This window comes from Pseudomonadota bacterium (assembly GCA_030860485.1).
In the GTDB taxonomy this organism is placed as follows: domain Bacteria; phylum Pseudomonadota; class Gammaproteobacteria; order JACCXJ01; family JACCXJ01; genus JACCXJ01.
This window is the reverse complement of the sequence record JALZID010000258.1, coordinates 1-18,952: the sequence shown is the minus strand read 5'-3', so window position 1 is coordinate 18,952 and position 18,952 is coordinate 1. Positions and strand designations below refer to the sequence as shown.

The following is an 18,952-nucleotide window of genomic DNA, read 5'->3' as shown; positions in this document are numbered from 1 at the left end:
GGCAAGGATACGAAGATCGATCCTCTTTCGCAATCCGCAGCGTTTTCGTCGCACGGACCGCCGCAGCCGTGGCGAGTCTACGGTACGACCTCGATCACCCCGCGCATGCCCTTTTCCTTGTGGCTCTCGAAGAACAGGAGCCGCTTGCTGCAATAGAACTCGAAAACACCCGGGATCGCCGGCATGAAACGGATCACTCTGGGCTCGTCGCCGAGTGTCTCGCGGACGGTGATGCCGACCTGCGGGGCATCGATCACGAAGTCGTGGGGGATGAGGCCGGGTTCCAATACCACGGTCAGCTCGACAGGGGAGTGGGCCGCGATCCGGATCTGCCGGGGCCGGAAAAAATAGCTGCCCGCGAGCACGCGCACCCGCTGAATACCCTCCGGACCCCGCACCGCCTCGAACTCCTCGGCCGCCCCCGCGCCGAATGACGGCGCGGGGGCGAAAAGGACCGCCATCAGGCCGAAGGCTCGGCCCCTCGTTCCTCGCAGTAGGCGCACAGGACGGCGATGCAGTTCTCGATCGCGCCCAGGTGGGCGATCTCGTAACCGTGGGTGTTCTGGGTGGGGAATCCGAGGCAGGCGGCGCGTCCCACGTGCCCGTACTTCATGGCCATCGAGCCGTCGCTGCCGAAGCCGGCGACGGCGGCGTGCTGGATCGGGATACCGACGCCCTCGGCCGCGTGCCGGAGCGCCAAGTTCAGGCCCTCATCGTAGAGCCCGTAGCCATCCTGGGACAAGAGCACCGGCGCTTCCCCGTCCTTGATCGGGTATTCGGGGGCGAGGGGACAGATCTCGAGCGCGATCAGGGCATCGAGCGTCTGCCGCTGGGTGAAATACAGGGCGCCGAGCCCGCCCACCTCTTCTTTGGCGCTCGCGACCAGGTACACCGTCGGAGCCGGCGCCGGCAGCCGCTCGGCCAATCCCAGCAGGATCGCGAGCGAGGCCTTGTTGTCGAGCGTGTAGCTGGCGATGTAGTCCTTGATGCGAAACGGGCGCTTGCGGTGCTTGCCGATCACCATGCGGGTGCCGGGGCGCACGCCGGCCGCTTCGATCTCGTGCGGCCTGCACTTGGTCTCGACCCAGGCGTCCTGCCAGCGCAGCGGCGCCTCGTCCTGCCGGACCTTTTGCGGGGACTCGTGCGAGACGTGCCGCGAGCCGAAGGACAATATCCCGTGCAGCACCGCCTGGTCGCCGAGCAGGTCCACGATCCCCTCGCCATAGACCCAGGGAAAGGCCCCGCCCAGGGCCCGTACCTGCAGGCGGCCGTCCGCCAGCACCGACTTGACGATGCCGCCGATCTCGTCTTTGTGCGCCGTGATGGCGAGGGCCGCGTCGCTACGGCCCGGCAGTCTGGCGATCACGTTGCCGGCGCCGTCCTGCCGGGACTCGAGACCCAGGGCGTTGAAGCGCTCCAGGAGGTGCCGGTCGATCTCCCCTTCGACGCCGCTCGGCGAATGGTGCATGACCAGTTCTTCGATGGTCGCGAAGAGGCCGTCATAGGCGGGGGAGGGCATGGCCCCGAGACTACCACAAGGCGTGCGTTGACAGGCATGTCCGCGATGGTCACCATGCCGGGGCATGGTGCGCAAGACGGAAGGCCGCTTCGCGATCAGCCTCCTCGAGAACCGGGACAACGCGCTCCTGTTCCTCAAGCGTGCCGCCGGCGCCCGCCTCGGTGCCGGTCTGTGGGGCTTTCCGGCCGGCCACATCGAGCCCGGGGAGGGCCCCGAGGCCTGTGCGCTGCGCGAGATCCAGGAGGAGATCGGGGACGATTGCCGGATCCTGCTCGTGAACCGCTTGGGCCCGGTGCGGGATACGTGCTATGGCGGCGTCTTCGAGATCCATCTGTTTCACTACCGCTGGCACGGCGGCGTCGTCAGCCTGAACGACGAGCACAGCGCTTACGCCTGGGTCGGGCGCGATGACTATCGGGCTTATCCGGTCATGGACGGGATCGACGAGGACATCGCCTATTTCGGGATCTGGCCGCGCGCCTATCTCAATGCGGACCGGCTGTGAGGCGCCCCATGCCGCTCGCGCTGCATTACGAGGTTTTCCGGGCCGGGGTGCCGCTCGTCATCCTCCCGGGTCTATTCGGGTCCACCGGAAACTGGCGCCCTATGGCCCGGCGCCTGGCGGTCAAATACCGGGTCCTAGTCGTCGACCTGCGCAACCACGGACGCTCCCCGCACGCCGACAGCATGCGCTACGAGGAGATGGCCGAGGACGTTCTGCTGCTGCTCGACAAGCAGGGCATGGCGCGGGTGGCCCTGCTCGGTCACAGCATGGGGGGCAAGGTCGCCATGACCTTCGCGCTCCGCTATCCCGACCGAGTCGGCGCGCTCCTCGTCGCCGACATGGCGCCGGTGGGCTATGGGCGTCATATGGATGGGCTCCTCGCGGCGCTCCTGACACTGCCGGTCGCGACGTTCCGGGACCGCACCCAGGCCGATGCGGCCCTCGCGCAAACCGTCGAGGATGAACGCCTGCGGCAGTTCCTGCTCCAGAACCTGGAACGCGACGGGGACGGGTTTCGCTGGCGCGTCAACCTCGAGGCCATCGCCGCGAACATGGACTCGCTCGTGGGATTTCCGGCCTTCGACGCTTGTGTCACGTATCCGGGTCCGACCTGCTTTCTCGCCGGCGGTCTTTCGCGCTATGTCCCGCCCGAACACTGGGATGCGGTCGTCGCACGCTTCCCGAACGCGAAGCTTGTGACCCTGCCGGAGGCCGGGCACTGGCTCCATGTCGAAGCGCCCGAGGACTTCCTCGCCGCCGTCCTGGGATTCCTGGCGAGCGCCAGGCTCGGGCTCTCCAGCCGTTTCCTCGCGGACGAGTCATCCTCGCATCGGGCATGATCGCGCGCTTTTATCGACATTTTCATCCTGGAGGAATCGTGTGGTAAAAAAAGTCGTACTAGCCTATTCCGGCGGCCTGGACACCTCGGTCATCCTGAAATGGCTCGCCGAGACCTACCGCTGCGAAGTAGTGACTTTCACGGCCGACATCGGCCAGGGCGAGGAGTTGGAGCCGGCGCGGGCCAAGGCCCAGGCGCTCGGCGTCAAAGAGATTTACATCGACGATCTCAAGGAGGAGTTCGTGCGCGACTTCGTGTTTCCGATGTTTCGCGCCAATGCCCTCTATGAAGGGGAATATCTGCTCGGCACCTCGATCGCACGGCCGCTCATCGCCAAACGCCTCTGCGAGCTCGCGGACGAGACCGGTGCCGATGCCATTTCCCACGGCGCGACCGGCAAGGGCAACGATCAGGTGCGTTTCGAGCTGTCGGCCTATGCCCTTCGGCCCGACATCCGGGTCATCGCGCCGTGGCGGGAATGGGAATTGGGCTCGCGCGAGTCGCTGCTCGCCTATGCGCGCCTGCACCGCATCCCGGTCGAGGCCCAGAGCGGTACCAAACCGCCGTACTCCATGGACGCCAATCTCCTGCACATCTCCTACGAGGGCGGCAAGCTCGAAGACCCGTGGGTCGAGCCCGAGGACCATATGTGGCGCATGACGGTCTCGCCCGAGCGCGCGGCCGATGAGCCGCGTTACGTGGAGCTGGGTTTCGAGCGCGGCGATCCGGTGGTGCTCGACGGGCAGCGCCTGGCGCCGGGGGCGATGCTCGCGGCCCTCAACCGCGTTGCCGGCCCGCACGGGATCGGACGTCTCGATCTGGTCGAGAACCGCTACGTGGGCATGAAGTCCCGCGGTTGCTACGAGACCCCGGGCGGCACCCTCCTGCACAAGGCACACCGCGCCATCGAATCCTTGACGCTCGATCGCGAGGTGGCGCATTTGAAGGACGAGCTGATGCCGCGCTATGCCTCGCTCATCTACAACGGTTACTGGTTCAGCCCCGAGCGGCGCATGCTGCAAGAGATGATCGACGCATCCCAAGTACGCGTGAATGGTGTCGTGCGCCTCAAGCTCTACAAGGGCAACGTGATCGTGGCCGGACGGCGTTCGGACACCGATAGCCTGTTCGACCCGAGCGTCGCGACCTTCGAGGACGACCAGGGCGCCTACGATCAGCGCGACGCCGGTGGGTTCATCAAGCTCAGTGCGCTTAGGATGCGGATCGCGGCACGGCGCTCGCCGTGCCGGACCGAAAGGGGATCGGAATGAGACCGCGAGACAGACAAGGGCATACGCTTACGCCTCGAGTAGGAGCATGAAAGGCCGGGTGCTCGTCATCGCGGGTTCCGATTCGGGCGGCGGAGCCGGGGTCCAGGCCGATATCAAGACCGTCACCGCACTCGGTGGCTACGCCGCCACCGCGATCACGGCACTCACGGTCCAGAACACCCTGGGGGTGCTCGATGTCCTGCCGATCCCAGCGGCGTTCGTGGCGAAGCAGATGATCGCGGTCCTGGACGATATCGGTGCCGACTGCATCAAGACCGGCATGCTGTGCGACGGGGGCGTGATCGACGCGGTGTGCGCGGTGCTGGATGAGAAGGCGCGAGGCATCCCGGTGGTGACGGATCCGGTGATGGGGACACACGAGGGCACGCAGTTGCTCGACCCGGATGCGGTGCGGATCCTCACGGCACGCCTGTTTCCCCGGGTGACCCTCTTGACCCCCAACGTCCCCGAGGCCGAAGTCCTCACCGGGATGCGCATCGACGGACGCGAGGCCATGGTCGAGGCGGGGCGCAGGCTCGTGTCGCTGGGACCCGCGGCGGTCCTGGTCAAGGGCGGGCACTTGCCCGGTCCCACGGTCCGCGATGTCCTGGTTGCTCCCACAGGGACAGAGATGTTCGAGCACGCGCGCCTCGGGGATGGATCCCGACACCTGGAGGGTGGGGGCCAAGTGCCGTGCCCGCCTCGGGACGGACGCCGGCGTGTCGGTGATCCGTGCCTGCACGGCGACAGCAAGAGCGCGCCGCCGCGCGCCAGTACCCATGCGCAGCCGCGGCCAGGCGCCCGCGGTGCTATTGATGGGCCCTTGCACGGGACCGGTTGCACCCTGGCCTCGGCGATCGCCACCGGCCTTGCCCAGGGGATGGGGATCGAAGATGCGGTGCGGCGGGCGCGCGCTTATGTCTTGGAGGCGATCCGCCATGCACCGGGGTTCGGCACCGGCGTAACCCCCCTGGACCACGGGTTCGGTCTTTGAGCCCCGCTGCGCGCTTAGACGGAGATCCCCGCGCGCATCGCCCGCGTGCCGCTGGTCTTGTCACAGGCCGTGAGCGCCTTCCAGGCCGCCGGTAACCGTTTGTGGCAACTCCGGGGGTATCATACTGCGGTCTCGCACTAGCAGGGGACACCCATGTCACCGGACGCCCTCGGGGAAACTCGGGACCACACCCCGCCTGATCAACCCGAGGCCTCGCCCCAAGGCGAGCCTGGGGCGGAAAGCCCTTTCCCCATCGTCGGGATCGGCGCTTCCGCCGGGGGCCTCGAGGCCTTCACCCAGCTCCTCGCCCATCTGCCGGCGCGCACCGGAATGGCCTTCGTGCTCGTGCAGCACCTCGATCCCCGCCACGAGAGCCGGCTGACCGATCTCCTGGCCCGCGCCACCCAGATGCCGGTCATCGAGGCGAGCCAGGGGCTTCCGGTCGAACCCGATCACGTCTACATCATCCCGCCCAACACCACCATGGCGATCGCCCGAGGCGCGCTCCAGATCACCCCGCGCGGAGAGGCGCCCGGTCCGCACCTGCCGGTCAATCACTTCCTGCGCGCGCTCGCCCTGGCGCAGCAGGCCCAGGCCATCGGGGTGGTGTTCTCGGGCACGGGTTCGGACGGGACGCTCGGGCTTTTGGAGATCAAGACGGTGGGCGGGATCACCTTCGCCCAGGAGCCGGGCTCGGCGCGGCATGGCGGCATGCCGCACAGCGCCATCGGCAGCGGCGCGGTGGACTTCGTGTTGCCGCCCGAGGAGATCGGAGACCGGCTCGCCGAGATCGGCGCCCACCCCTACCTCGCGCCGGGCCCGGTCGAGGCGCCGCCGCCCGAGAGCGAGGACCACTTCAGGCGCGTGCTCGGCGCGGTCAGGGCCGCCACCGGGGTCGATCTCAGCCAGTACCGCGACACCACGATCCGCCGGCGCATCCTGCGCCGCATGGCGCTCCACGGCGAGTCCTCGCTCGCGTCCTACGTCGGGCGGCTGGAGCAGGATGCTCCCGAGGTCGAGGCGCTCTACCGGGACCTCCTCATCAACGTGACCAGCTTCTTTCGGGACCCGGCCCTGTTCGAGGCCCTGAAAACCAGCGTCTTCCCGGAGATCCTGAAAGCCAAGTTCCGGGACGCGCCGCTGCGCCTGTGGGTACCGGGGTGCTCCACGGGCCAGGAGGCCTATTCGCTGGCCATCGCGCTCTGGGAGCTCTTCGACGATAAGCCCGTGCGCCACCCGTTCCAGATCTTCGGCACCGATCTCAGCGATCCCGGCTCGTTGGAGCGCGCGCGCGCCGGGCTCTATCCCGAGAGCATCGAGGCCGAGCTCACACCCGAACGGCTGCAGCGCTTCTTCAAGAAGGAAGACCATCTCTACCGGATCGACAAGACGATCCGCGATAGCTGCGTCTTCGCGCGCCAGAACCTGACCGCCGATCCGCCGTTCTCGCACGTGGATCTGATCAGTTGCCGCAATGTCTTGATCTACATGGCCCCGGCGCTGCAGCGGCGGGTCCTGCCGACCTTCCATTACGCGCTCAACGTGCCGGGATTCCTGGTCTTGGGGTCTGCCGAGACGGTGGGGGAGTTCAACGGGCTGTTCCAGGTGACGGACCGGGCGAACAAGATCTATGCGAAGCAGGTCACGGGCAGCCGGCCGCTGGTCCAGTTCGCGATCGAGGACCACCAGGCGCCGCGCGCGGCCGGCCCGCGGGCGGGCGCGCCGGGCTCGACCCCGGCCGACTTCCAGAAGGAAGCCGATCGCCTGCTCTTGAGCCGTTACGCCCCGCCCGGGGTGCTCGTCAACGGGCACCTCGACATCCTGCAGTTTCGGGGGCGCACCGGTCCCTACCTGGAGGCGCCGCCGGGGGAGCCGACCATGAACCTCTTGAAGATGGCCCGCCCGGGGCTGTTCGTAGAGCTCCGCAGCGCCGTGAACGAGGCCATCGCGCGCGGCGAGACCGTGCGCCGGGAAGGCCTCCGCCTGCACGACGAGCAGGGGGTGCGTGAGGTCGCGATCGAGGTCTTGCCGGTGCGGCCGCGCGAGGCGGCGGCGCAATGCTGCCTCGTGCTCTTCGAGGAAGGCGGCGGACCGAAGCCGGCCCCCGGGCTCGAGCGGCCGCCCGAGGAGCCCTCCGGATGGCGCGCGCGCCTCTACCGGTGGTCCCATCCGAGGCCTCGTCCGGCCGCAAATGTGGCGACCCCGGCGGGGCGCGAGGAGCTCACCGAGCCGGGGGGCGAGACCGCGCGGCTCCGCCAGGAGCTATCCTCCACCCGCGAGTACCTGCAATCGCTGGTCGAGCAGCAGGACGCCGCCAACGAGGAGCTGCGCTCGGCCAACGAAGAAGTCCTGTCCTCGAACGAGGAGCTGCAGAGCACCAACGAGGAGCTCGAGACCGCCAAGGAGGAGCTCCAATCGACCAACGAGGAGCTGTCCACGGTCAACGAGCAGCTCCAGCACCGCAACCTGGAGCTCAACCACACCACCAATGACCTCCAGAACCTGCTCGCGAGCACCAGCATCCCGGTGGTCATGGTGGGGCCGGACTTGAGGATCCGGCGGCTGACCCCGCCCGCGCGCAAGATCATGAACCTCCTGCCCGCCGACCTTGGCCGGCCCATCGGGGATCTCAAGGCCAACGTGGACGTGCCCGATCTGGAAGCGCTGATCGCGGAGGTGATCGACCAGGTGCAACCCCGGGAACGGGAGGTCCGGGACCGGGAAGGCCGCCGCTACGCGCTGCGCGTCCATCCCTACCGCACCGGCGACAACAAGATCGATGGGGCCGTACTGGTGCTGCTCGATATCGAGGATTTGAAACGCAGCCAGGAGGAGGCCAGCGAGGCACGCGACTATGCAGAGGCCATCGTCGCGACCGTGCGCGAACCGCTCATCATCCTCGACGGGGAGCTGCGGGTGGTGACGGCGAATGTGGCCTTCTACCGGACGTTCGGAGTCCAACCGGCAGAAACGCAAGAGCGCCTCGTCTATGACCTGGGCGACCAGCAGTGGGACATTCCCGCGCTGCGCAGACTGCTGGAAGAGGTCCTACCCCGAGAGACGGCCTTCGAGGGTTTGGAGGTTCAGCATGACTTCCCCCGGATCGGTCAGAAAACCATGCTCCTCAACGCCCGCGGGCTGTACCGCGCGAACCGCGCGTCGTTGATCCTGCTCGCCATTGAGGACGTCACCGGTAGCCGGCAGGAGGCCGAGAAGCTGAGCTATCAGGCCACCCATGACCGCCTCACCGGGCTCATCAACCGCGGTGAGTTCGAACGCCGCTTCCAGCGCGTGCTCGGCACCGCCGAGGCCCGGGACCCGCATGCTCTGCTGTATCTGGATCTGGACCAGTTCAAGCTCGTCAACGACACCGCGGGTCACAGGGCCGGCGATGAGCTATTGCGCCAGCTCGCCGTCGTGCTCGAGGCGAAGACGCGCAAACGCGATACCTTGGCGCGGCTCGGTGGCGATGAATTCGGCGTGCTGCTCGAGCATTGTGCGCCGGAGCAGGCGCTGCGGATCGCGCGGGGGCTGGTGCAAGCGGTGCAGGAGTTCGACTTCGTCTGGGAGGCCAAGCGCTTTACCGTCGGTGTCAGCATCGGCTTGGTCTCGATCCCCGATGGCGGGGAGACCCTTCCCGAGGTGCTGAGCGCGGCGGACCGCGCTTGCTATGCCGCGAAGGACAAGGGCCGCAACCGCGTGCATGTCTATGCGGCGAGCGATGAGGAGCTGGCGCAGCGCAAGGGGGAGATGCAATGGATCCCGCGCCTCCATCAGGCCCTCGCCCAGGACCGTTTCCGGCTGTATGCTCAGCCCATTCGCGCCCTTGGGGACCACGACGGCGACGGCGAGTATCAGGAGGTATTGCTGCGGCTCACCGATGATGAGAAGGGCGTGCTGCTGCCGGGGGCCTTTATCCCCGCCGCCGAGCGCTACCAGCAGATGCAGGCGCTGGACCGGTGGGTGATCAAAACGGCCTTGGCGAACCTAGGCGCCCACCGCGACTCGGCGGTTTACGGCATCAATGTCTCCGGGCAATCCCTGGGCGATGCGGGCTTCCTCGACTACGTGACCGAGCAACTGGAGGGTAGCGGAGCGGGGCCCTCCCAGGTCTGCTTCGAGATTACGGAGACCGCGGTCATCACCGATCTCAAGCATGCGCTCAATTTCATGCATGCCCTCAAGCAACGCGGCTGTCGTTTCGCGCTCGATGACTTCGGCAGCGGGTTGTCCTCCTTCGGTTATCTCAAGACTCTGCCGGTGGACTATCTCAAGATCGACGGCCGTTTCGTCCAGGACATTGCCCAGGATCGCTTCGATCTCGCCATCGTGCAGGCCATCCAGCAAGTCGCGCAGGTACTCGGGATCAAGACCATCGCTGAGTCGGTGGAGACGGAGCCGATCCTGGAGCGGCTGCGGGCGATCGGCGTCGATTACGCCCAGGGCTACGCGATCGCGTACCCCGGGCCGCTCCCGGACCCTTGAACCCGTGTGCATCATGCTGGTCGCCATCCCCGCGGGCGGGGACACGCTCGCGGAGATCATGAGCGCGGCCGACCGCGCCTACTATGCCGCCAAGGACAGGGGCCGCAACCGCGTGCATGTCTACGCCGCGAGCGATGTGGAGCTCCGGCAGCGCCAGGGGGAGATGCAATGGATCCCCGCGCCTGCACCGGGCCCTGGCGGAAGACCGTTTCCGTCTCTATGCGCAGCCGGTCGTGGCATTGAGGACCATGGCCCCGAGATCGAGTACGGCGAGGTCTTGCTGCGGCTCGCCTATGAATACGCGTTGCTGCCAAGGGCGCGCCGCACCTGCCGCGCGCCTCGCGTGGGTGTTGCTTCTTTCGGGACTCCTGTCCTGCGCGCGACCGCTGCAAGTCCCGCTCTCGCCCGAGACCCATGAGCCCGCGCTCGATACCTCGCACGCCGTCATGGCCGACGGCTATGTCCTGCCCCTCCAGTCGTGGCAGCCACCGGATCCGCCGCGCGCGGTGGTCCTGGCGCTGCACGGCTTCAACGAATACCGGGATTCTTTCACCGCCGTTGGCCCTTATCTCGCCCTGCATGGCGTCGCCACCTATGCCTACGACCAGCGTGGGTTCGGGACAACGGTCCATCGCGGGTTGTGGGCCGGGACCGAACCCCTGGCGCGGGACGCCGCAGAGCTCAGCCGCTTGCTGAGACGAGAATATCCAGGTCTGCCCGTGTATCTGCTCGGAGAGAGCATGGGCGGCGCGGTGGCTATCGCCAGCGTCACGGGGACCTATCAGGCCGCAGTGGACGGCGTGGTCCTGATCGCCCCGGCGGTGTGGGGACGCAAGTTGATGAACCCCTTTATTCGGGGCTCGCTGTGGCTGTTGCTCCGGACCTGGCCTTGGCTCCAGTTGACCGGCCGTGCGCTCAAGATCCGCGCGTCCAGCAACGACGACGCCCTGTGGCGGCTGTCCCGTGATCCGCTGGTCATCAAGGCAACCCGCGTCGACGCCGTGGCGGGGCTCGTGGACCTCATGGATACCGCCCTCGGCGCCCTGCCTCGCCTCAAGCTGCCGAGCCTCATTCTCTACGGGGCCCATGATCAGCTGATCCCACAGCGGTCCTTCGATACCCTGATCGAGTTACTGCCGCGCCGCCCGCAGGTCCGCTGGCGCGCCGCGCTCTATCCCCAGGGCTATCACATGCTGACCCGCGATCTGGGGGCGGAAGTGGTCCTCCGCGACATCGTCACGTGGCTGTTCGATCACCAGGCCGCCCTGCCCTCCGGATCGGAATGGCGGGACGGACCCCGAGAGCCTTTGAGGCTTGCCGGACCGCCGCCCCGGGGGGCGGACCTAAGCAAATGACCGCGCACGAGTCGCGGCACTCGGTCGATGACGGTTGACCTCGAGAGGGGCAGTGGCGACACAGAATATGATCGACGACCATGGTGTAGGTACTATTCGGAAGATCCAGACTACTCGGGCTGATGGAGGAACGCCATGCGGTTCTGGAGCTTGCTAGGGGGTGAGCTGATGACGGAGCCGACACGCCACACGGGGGAAGGTATACTTGGTCGTGTTCATAGGTCGATTGGGAGCTCCCGAAAATGGCACTGAGTGAGAATGCACTGCAGAAGAAACGGACGAAGAAGAACACGAAGCGCAACGATAAGAGGACTACGGGCGGCCGATTGGGAGCGTTGTTGAGCTTCAGCCGGGACTGGGCGGCCGCATCACGCGCGCCGGTCGTGGACGTCCTGGCACCGTGTAACTTGTTCGAGCTGGGGATTGGCCACGTGTGGTTCAGCCGCCGCCTGCCGGATGCTCGCTACGCAATGGCCGGTTTCCTGGTCGATACATTCTGCCTGGGTGTAAAAAATGCTTTGTATAAGATCATGGAAACGCGCGAGTACCAAGGGGCCTTGGAGCGCATCTTCAGCGCTACCCAAGAGGGCTATGAACAGCAACATCCCGCTTACGCGCGCAAATTGGTTGAAGGGGCGGTGGCTTACGCGCGTGACCTGGGTTTCGATCCGCACGTCGACTATAGGATTGCGAAGGCGATATTCGGCGATGTCGATGCTGCGGCCTGCCCGGTGAAATTCGCTTTCGGACAAGATGACAAGCCTTTCTACGTATCCGGACCCCACGATTCACTGTCAATGCGGCGACGTATCGTAACGCAACTGGAAAGGCGCTGTGGGACCGATGGGTTTCATTTCATGATCGGCGAGACATCCGAAGGGCTGGATTAGCCGGCACGGCGGGGTACGTCTCACGTACCGTTATGCCTGCGCCGGTTTCCCCAAGCGCCATACCGCCAGCGATTCACGATGCCATCGTAGAGTATCCATCGCGTGCCGATTTTGCGTCATGACCCTACCTCATGCCTCGGAAAACGTTAGGGGTGCGCACCGTTCAGCCGCCGATCGAACGACAACCGGAGCTGTTAGTGCGTGGAACGCCCTGCTCACTCGCTTCCCGTTGGCGCGGGCCGGGCTAGCCGCCCAGATCCTCCAGCAGGCTCACGAGGTCGTCGGCGTGCTCCTCTTCCATTGCCAGGATCCCTTCCAGCATGCGGCGCGTGGTCGGGTCGTCGTTCCCGAGATAAGCGGTCATTTCGCGATAGCTGTCGATGGCGACGCGCTCGGCAACCAGATCCTCCTGGATCATCGCGACGAGCGAGGTGCCCTCGACGTATTCCGAATGGCTGCGGGTGAGAAGCCCATCGGGTGAAAAATCGGGCTCCCCGCCGAGCTGCACGATGCGCGCGGCGATCTGATCGGCATGCGCCTGCTCTTCGTTCGCGTGTTGTAGAAACTCCGCCGCCACCCCTTGGACATTGATGCCCGAGGCCATGAAATAATGGCGCTTGTACCGCAGTACGCAGACGATCTCGGTGGCGAGCGCCTCGTTGAGGAGCTTCAGTACGGCGCCGCGGTCGGCCTTGTAGCCGGCCGTGACGGCGCCCTGCTCGATGTGCTGCCGGGCGCGCTCACGCAGGGTCTTGATGTCGGTGAGAAACGGTTGTTTACCCACGATGGCCTCCTTTGGTGATCGGGACAGGAGGGTACAGTATGCACCGCCGCCCCGCGGGTTGGAACCAATAGCAGCAGTAGTGTGCGCTGTGGGCACCAGCCGAGCGCTCCTGGATCGGCGGCCGCGGTTATTGGTTACCTGGAGCGCACCCCGGCTTGTGGCCGGCGCCAATCCTTCGATGACAAAGGGTACCCCGTTCATGCGGTTGCGTCGTCAGACAAGCACGAATGCACCTTGATCTCCGAGGTGAGCGTGCGGTGCACCGGGCAGCGGTTCGCGATCTGCTCGCGCTGCTCTTCGGTGAGATCGCCCTCGAGCCTGATCTCGCGGGTGATCTCGTCCACGCTGCCCTCTCGTGTCTCGCAATCCGCGCAGTCCTGGGCATGGATCTTCAGGTGCGAGAGGCTGCAGGCGCCGAGCCCGATCAAGAGATATTCGTACGGGCCAGGGCCGGCGTCGTTGCCGCCGACGGCCTTGGGCTCGTCCACGGTCAGGGCATGGTGGCCCGTGCGGGTGGTCTGCATGTAGCGCCCGGTCAGGGTTTCTTCTACCTCAACGATCGTCGGTGTATTGGCGGACATGCGTTTCTCCTCGTGGTACGTCTCGGCGAGTGGATCCGGCGCGTCTTGCAGGACAGCGGTGGCGAGGTCCGCGCCGCGAAGCTCGCGAGGAGGAGCCGCACGACCTTCTGGCGCAAGCGTAAGCGCCTCGGGATCTAGGTCTCTACCCGTTTGCCGAGAGAGGACTAGGGTGAGGGATCAAAAAGGCGCCGAAGGGGCCACGGCCTGGGCCCCTGCCGGGATCCTGTGATCGATGCGTCTAGGGTGACCAGAAGGTCTCGGCCCCGGCGATATTGGTCGCCGGCGCCTTGAGGAACTCGTTCCTGGCCTCCTCGGTCCCGAAGCAATAGACCTTGCCCTTGTCGGAGGTCCAGGTGACCGAGCAGTCGGTGGGGATGTGCTTCTTCATCGCCAGCCCCATGGCGCATTCCTTGTTGAACTCAGGCTCGGCGGCCTGGACAGCCACCGCGATCATGCCAAGGACAGCAGCGCAAAGTAGATCAGATCGTTTCATAGAACCCTCCGTCGATGTCGTGGCAGCATACACGAAAACACGGCGGTCGCCACCCCAAGCACCTGACGAGCCCGCCGCGCAAGACTCGACAGGTTCAAGCACTTCGGGTACAGGCTGGCGAGATCTCATCGGGCGGCACAGGGGGGTACCGAACTCTGGGGCTCCCTTGCGGCTTCCAGTCAATGCGCTTCCGGCTGCGACCAGAAGACCTCCGCCTTGTTGAGGTTGCCTTCCTTGTCCTTGAGGAACTCCGACTTGGCCTCTTCGTTTCCGAAGCAATACGTCTTGCCGTTCTCGGACTTCCACATCACCGAGCAGTCCGTGGGGATGTGTTTCATCGCCAGCCCCATGGTGCATTCGTTCTTGAACTCCGGGTCGGCGGCTTGCACACCGGTTACCAACAAGCCGACGATCACGGCGGAAAGTAGATGAAGTTTTTTATAAACTCCGTTATGGTGGTCAAACTAAGGGTGAAAACACGATGCCCCCAACCGTTGGTGCCCTGGGTCTTGGCCGTTGGGCCGTGCCCGGGCTCCTCGCTCCGGCTCGCGGCGAAAATTAGCCCCGACGGAGACACGCCGTGCATGCCGCGTCGTTGCGCATCTTCATCTCAGAGTTGGCGCATGACTTCGCCCATCGGCTCGTGACCGAGCACGTCGCCGCTCTCCATCGTCGGCATGTAGCCATCGTAGAGGTGGAGGTCTGAACCGCAGATAGCAGTCGCCGTGAGTTTAACAATAGCGTCGCGTGGGTCCTCAATCTTCGGATCCGGGACGTCTTTATCGCAACGGACATCTTCTTTGCCGTGCCAGACGAGTGCTCTCATGAATGTTGTTCCTCTCGTTAAATTGTTTTCCTGTGCTTCGCTCCGATGGGAAGCCCCGCCAAACGTAATCGCCACCGGCAGGCGAAGAGTGAGTAAGTGTATGTATGGAGCGTCGCTTCTGTAGCGTCTTCCCTATAATTGGCGCATAAAGGCGACCAGGTCCCGCTTCTCCTCTGGGGCTAGCCTAAGCTGCATCACCAAGTTGAAGAACTCCACTGTATCCTCGAGGGTGAGCGCCCGGCCATCGTGCAAGTATGGCGGGCTGTCCTTGATCCCGCGTAAGGTAAAGGTCTTGATCGGTCCATCGCCGGGCTCGTCCTTGAGGAAGCGTTCGAGGTGCAGGTCATGCATCTGGTGGTCGAGGTAGGACGGCGGACTATGGCAGTCGGCACACCGGCCCTTGCCGAAGAAGATCTTTTCACCCCGCAGCTCACCCTCGCTCGCCTTGGAGGCATCGAGCCGGCCGGTCATGGGGTCGAGCTTGGGTGCCGGGGGAAAGTCGAACATGTTCTGCATCTGCGCCATGTGGCTTACCTGGATGCGGTCCAGGATGTTTATGCCCTTCTTCATCGCATGGATGGGATCGCCGTTAAAGTAGGCGGTGCGTTGCTCGAACTCGGTGAAGTCTTCGACCGAGCGCAGGCTGCGCTTGGAGCCGTGGATCTGCTGGTTGAACATCCCTCGCAGGCTCGTGGTGTCGAGGCGGAAGCGCCGTTCTTGAGGGCGGTTGTCCGGATTCAAGTGGAACTGTCCCGTGGTATGGCCGTTGATATGGCAGTCGAGACAGGTCACGCCCAGGCTCGGCTCGCGGCTCTTGCGGTCGTCTGTGGGATTGAACTCCTCTTGCGGGAAGGGGGTCAGTAGCAGCCGGAGCCCGTCGAGTTGCACAGGTGTCAGAATATCCTTGAACAGACGGTAATAGTTATTGATGGAGATGACCTCACCGCGAGAGACATCGCCGAGCTCCGGACGGTTCTGGAGAAAAATAGCCGGCGGGAACTCGGGCAGGAAGGCCTCGGGCAGGTCGAACTCCACATCGAACCGCTCAAGCCGTGGAAACATATCGATCTGCATGTCAGGGAAGACCTGGCCCCCGTTCGAGTGCAGCGGATGCGGCAGCGAGGGGTAGGGGAAAACGCCCTGCTTCTTTATCTCTTCGGGACTGAGTGCGGCGACCCGCTCCCAGCTCACGCGTTCAGGTAGGCGGGCAGTAGGGCCCACCGCCAGGAGCTTGCCCCGCGACATCTTAGCCTCGGGATCGAGCTTGGGATCGAGGTCATAGCGGCGCTCCAAGAGTTCCCGCTGGGCCGTCATGACCTTGGCCTTGTTCGCGCTCTCCTTCTTCACGATCTCGCCGGGGTCCTGGTTGGGCTTATCCGCATTTAACGGATCCCGGTAAAAATCAAAACCCGAGATCCGCCCTTCCTTTGGCTGGTCCTCGAAGATGGGAGAGGACGGTGGGGCCTTAGGCGCATCGAAGAGATCCGCGCGATCATGCTCGGTCTTTTTCTGCTCGGGCCGCTCGATGGGAACCTCACGCGAGGTTTGTGCCTCGGCAACGGCATCGTCAGGTTTCTTCTCTCGAGCCTGTCTCTCTCCTTGCGCCCCTGAGACGGCTAGCCCGAGGCTCATTACAAAAAGTCCTACTCCGGCGATACGTCTGAGTTGCACTGGCATGTCACTAATCCTCTTCTCGTTAGGCGTTGGTTGGTCCTCGTCTACCCCCGGTGCGGCGAGAACCTTTATAGCAGGTCGTTCAACAACAGATGTCTATATGTGGCGGCATAAGTTAACATATTGACAAGCCCCTATATACGTGATATACGTGCCCATAGTATATACAGATGACCAGAACTAGCCTACGGCGTGGGTCTCATCGGCAACCTTTGTACCACACCTCAGTAGCAGCCTAAGCCGCTGATCCTGAATGGACAAAGCGCCAAGCATTCCGGAATCGATCCGCGCTTCGTCAGTAAGGATTAACCACTGATTCGGGAAATTCTACAATGGCGGATGCGGACCGAATTTCAAATAGCAGCCCCTGTTTCTTTCGCTTACGATACGTAAGTTTTACAGGCACTGTGCAGATATTACAAGAGACGGCTGAGTCCATACAAATAAGCCTTGGAATATCAGCTCTTATGCGATAGGCATGGGTCGTGCCTTATCATGCGGCTATGCGATGACACCCCTACTCTCCCCGATGGGCGGGAAAAACCGTTACCCGACTCGGCGGTTGGGGGGCTTTATCGCGACGCGGCGTAGTCATTGTAGTATGTTTTTTTCATTACGAGAATGTAATCATGGCAGAGAATAACCGTTATTATGGGAGGGAGCCAAACAGCGTCCTTCAAGACCCTTTAGTCGCGGTAACCGAAACAAACGTGGCGTATGGGGTATCGATGAGCCGTATCATCTGGGCGGCTGTTTTTGCCGGCGTTATTCTGGCGCTTGGCGTTCAGTTCCTTTTGAATACGTTGGGCGCGGGGATCGGCGCCAGTACGATCGATCCTTTAGGTGGCGAAACGCCGGGTGCGCAGAGCTTGGGTATCGCCGCCGGTGTCTGGTGGATGATATCGACTTTTATCGCGCTTTTCATCGGGGGCTGGATCGCCGGCCGCCTCGCCGGTATCCCGCGCCCCGCCGACGGAATGATCCATGGACTCCTGACCTGGGGCCTCTCGACCTTGCTGCTCTTATACTTCCTTGGGACGGCGGTCGGCGCGGTGCTCGGCGGGGCTGTCAATCTCATCGGCGGCGGAGTCGCGGCGGTAGCGCCTCATATGGCCGGCGCGGCCAAGGAGCTGTTGTCGGAGGCGGATATTTCCTGGACCGATATCAGAAAGGAGGCCCGGGAATTATTGCGCCAGACAGGCAAGCCCGAGTTGCGGCCGGAGGCGTTGGAGCGGGAAGGGAAGCAGGCAGCCGAGGGTGCAGCCCAGAATCCCCCGATGAGCGATGAAGAGTTCGAGGGTGTATTGGAGCGGCTCGTTCGTCGCGGCGAAGCAGTCACCTCGGAGGTCGATCGGGAGGCGGCCATCAATGTCCTGGTAGCGCGCACCGACATGAGCCCGGCGGAGGCGGCGCAGACCGTAGATAATTGGACAGAGACCTATCAGCGGGCTACGACACAGGCGGCGCAGCAGACGCGCCAAGTGGCGGACGCAACCGCGGAAGCAGTCGCGAAGGGTTCCATCTGGGGATTCCTTGCGCTACTACTCGGCGCCGCTGCAGCGGGGTGCGGTGGGGCGATAGGCGCACCGCGAAGACCAGTGGTCACCCCTTAAAATACGTTACCGCAGAGGAACACGGCGGATATGCATACGCATAGCCCGGTCGCTAGCGGACCATCAATGACTGGTTATTTTGGAGGACAATATGCACGCGGACGACATGAACAAGCTTCTGCGAGGTGAGCTGTCGGCAATAGAGACCTACCGACAGGCCCTGGAAAAAGAACGGGCGGAGTTCGGGCAGGAAACGGAGTTTCAACAACTATCCTCGATCCTGCGCGATCATCAACAGGCCGCCGATCGACTCAAGACCGAAATCCAACGGACGGGGGGGGCCGCTGCAGACGACTCCGGCGCCTGGGGTACGTGGTCGAAGATCGTCATGGCAACGGCCAAACTCTTCGGAGATAAGGCCGCGCTCAAGGCCTTGAAGGAGGGCGAGGAGAGTGGGTTGAAAGACTGTGAAGACATGTTGCAAAGCGGCACCTTGCCAAACGAAGTGAAGCCATTGATCGGCAACCTGGCAGCGCAGCAGCAGGCGCACATAGGCGTACTCGACGGGTTGCTGGCAAAACTTTAAGCGTAATCTGGAGGAAACGCACCTAGCTTCAATAACAATGATTGACCCGAAGTGGTATCGCGAATCTAGACACCTAACTATTATCAGTGACGCTGGCGTCTACGGCTAGGCGCCACGGCGTTTCGGCGCCGTGGCGCCAGGCTTAATGGTTGCCGGTTGGAACGATCGATTGAGCCATGCTTTTGTCGATCATATCAGAGGAGCAGAGGCATGATGACGCATATTGATCCAGTCTGCGGGATGCAGGTGAACCAGCAGAATGCGGCCGGCCGGTCGGCGCATCAAAGGAAGACCTTTTATTTCTGTTCAGAGGGTTGCAAGAAACAGTTCGATCGGGATCCGGAGCCGTACGTGCCGTGGGAGGTGCGCGAGCCGTGTCGTGAATACGCGGAAAGCGACGGTCCTGCTAGCCGGCCGTTTATGCGTCGCACACTCTAATCCCTTGGGGCGCCCTTAGGATGCCATTTTTTGCGTTAGGGTGCGCCGGGGAAACCGGCAAGGTGTGAAGGAGTGAAAGTCTCCGACAGTGAAGGTTTAGCCAACCACACTGGCCCCGAGTCATGCGTTGTAGTCGGTGACGGCTGCGGCGAAGCGTTGA

At 64.1% G+C, this 18,952-nt stretch carries 18 protein-coding genes and 1 pseudogene; 11 read left to right on the top strand and 8 right to left on the bottom strand.

All coding sequences use genetic code 11. The annotated features are described in order from the left end of the window. Positions 1-77: 77 nt before the first annotated feature. Together M3461_15960 and M3461_15955 are read right to left on the bottom strand one after the other, a co-directional pair. A complete protein-coding gene (locus M3461_15960; protein MDQ3775730.1) occupies positions 78-461 on the bottom strand; it encodes a quinol oxidase in 384 nt (127 codons plus the stop codon). Further along, positions 461-1,519: a M42 family peptidase gene (locus M3461_15955; GenBank protein ID MDQ3775729.1), complete on the bottom strand. Its 1,059-nt coding sequence runs from the start codon at positions 1,517-1,519 to the stop codon at positions 461-463. Before M3461_15955 ends, M3461_15960 begins: the two co-directional genes overlap by 1 nt. 64 nt (positions 1,520-1,583) lie before the next feature. On the opposite strand from M3461_15955, the gene M3461_15950 reads away from it, so the two are divergent. From M3461_15950 to M3461_15915, 8 genes are all read left to right on the top strand, one after another. Beyond that, positions 1,584-2,024: an NUDIX hydrolase gene (locus M3461_15950; protein ID MDQ3775728.1), complete on the top strand. Its 441-nt coding sequence runs from the start codon at positions 1,584-1,586 to the stop codon at positions 2,022-2,024. Positions 2,025-2,032: 8 nt separating this feature from the next. Continuing rightward, positions 2,033-2,863 carry an alpha/beta fold hydrolase gene (locus M3461_15945; GenBank protein MDQ3775727.1) on the top strand — a complete coding sequence of 277 codons (831 nt, stop codon included), beginning with the start codon at positions 2,033-2,035 and terminating at the stop codon, positions 2,861-2,863. Between the two features lie 40 nt (positions 2,864-2,903). After that, positions 2,904-4,133, top strand: coding sequence for an argininosuccinate synthase (locus M3461_15940; GenBank protein MDQ3775726.1), 1,230 nt, complete (start codon positions 2,904-2,906; stop codon positions 4,131-4,133). Positions 4,134-4,179: 46 nt separating this feature from the next. Continuing rightward, on the top strand, positions 4,180-5,127 hold the full coding sequence (thiD, locus tag M3461_15935; GenBank protein MDQ3775725.1) for a bifunctional hydroxymethylpyrimidine kinase/phosphomethylpyrimidine kinase: 948 nt from the start codon (positions 4,180-4,182) through the stop codon (positions 5,125-5,127). A gap of 153 nt (positions 5,128-5,280) precedes the next feature. Further along, on the top strand, positions 5,281-9,612 hold the full coding sequence (locus M3461_15930; protein ID MDQ3775724.1) for an EAL domain-containing protein: 4,332 nt from the start codon (positions 5,281-5,283) through the stop codon (positions 9,610-9,612). Positions 9,613-9,625: 13 nt separating this feature from the next. Further along, complete coding sequence (locus tag M3461_15925; GenBank protein ID MDQ3775723.1) at positions 9,626-10,030, top strand: hypothetical protein; 405 nt, start codon at positions 9,626-9,628, stop codon at positions 10,028-10,030. Beyond that, positions 9,960-10,967, top strand: coding sequence for a lysophospholipase (locus tag M3461_15920; GenBank protein MDQ3775722.1), 1,008 nt, complete (start codon positions 9,960-9,962; stop codon positions 10,965-10,967). The genes M3461_15925 and M3461_15920 overlap by 71 nt, the downstream gene beginning before the upstream one ends. Before the next feature lie 242 nt (positions 10,968-11,209). Beyond that, entirely contained in the window at positions 11,210-11,857 is a 648-nt protein-coding gene (locus M3461_15915; GenBank protein ID MDQ3775721.1) for a hypothetical protein, read from the top strand. A gap of 244 nt (positions 11,858-12,101) precedes the next feature. Here M3461_15915 and M3461_15910 read toward each other — a convergent pair whose 3' ends face one another. From M3461_15910 to M3461_15885, 6 genes and pseudogenes are all read right to left on the bottom strand, one after another. After that, on the bottom strand, positions 12,102-12,641 hold the full coding sequence (locus M3461_15910; GenBank protein MDQ3775720.1) for a bacterioferritin: 540 nt from the start codon (positions 12,639-12,641) through the stop codon (positions 12,102-12,104). Between the two features lie 197 nt (positions 12,642-12,838). Then, positions 12,839-13,222 carry an OsmC family protein gene (locus M3461_15905; protein MDQ3775719.1) on the bottom strand — a complete coding sequence of 128 codons (384 nt, stop codon included), beginning with the start codon at positions 13,220-13,222 and terminating at the stop codon, positions 12,839-12,841. Positions 13,223-13,460: 238 nt separating this feature from the next. Further along, positions 13,461-13,715, bottom strand: a complete 255-nt coding sequence (locus tag M3461_15900; protein MDQ3775718.1) for a hypothetical protein — start codon at positions 13,713-13,715, stop codon at positions 13,461-13,463. A 179-nt stretch (positions 13,716-13,894) separates the two neighbouring features. Continuing rightward, positions 13,895-14,104, bottom strand: a complete 210-nt coding sequence (locus M3461_15895) for a hypothetical protein (protein ID MDQ3775717.1) — start codon at positions 14,102-14,104, stop codon at positions 13,895-13,897. 233 nt (positions 14,105-14,337) lie between these two features. Beyond that, positions 14,338-14,541: pseudogene (locus M3461_15890) on the bottom strand (alcohol dehydrogenase catalytic domain-containing protein). A gap of 132 nt (positions 14,542-14,673) precedes the next feature. Continuing rightward, entirely contained in the window at positions 14,674-16,173 is a 1,500-nt protein-coding gene (locus tag M3461_15885; GenBank protein ID MDQ3775716.1) for a cytochrome B6, read from the bottom strand. A 770-nt stretch (positions 16,174-16,943) separates the two neighbouring features. On the opposite strand from M3461_15885, the gene M3461_15880 reads away from it, so the two are divergent. The 3 genes from M3461_15880 to M3461_15870 all read left to right on the top strand — a co-directional run bounded on the left by M3461_15880 (position 16,944) and on the right by M3461_15870 (position 18,792). Continuing rightward, positions 16,944-17,828 carry a hypothetical protein gene (locus M3461_15880; GenBank protein ID MDQ3775715.1) on the top strand — a complete coding sequence of 295 codons (885 nt, stop codon included), beginning with the start codon at positions 16,944-16,946 and terminating at the stop codon, positions 17,826-17,828. 91 nt (positions 17,829-17,919) lie between these two features. Next, positions 17,920-18,354 carry a PA2169 family four-helix-bundle protein gene (locus M3461_15875; protein MDQ3775714.1) on the top strand — a complete coding sequence of 145 codons (435 nt, stop codon included), beginning with the start codon at positions 17,920-17,922 and terminating at the stop codon, positions 18,352-18,354. A gap of 240 nt (positions 18,355-18,594) precedes the next feature. Beyond that, complete coding sequence (locus tag M3461_15870; GenBank protein ID MDQ3775713.1) at positions 18,595-18,792, top strand: YHS domain-containing protein; 198 nt, start codon at positions 18,595-18,597, stop codon at positions 18,790-18,792. Positions 18,793-18,952: the final 160 nt, after the last annotated feature.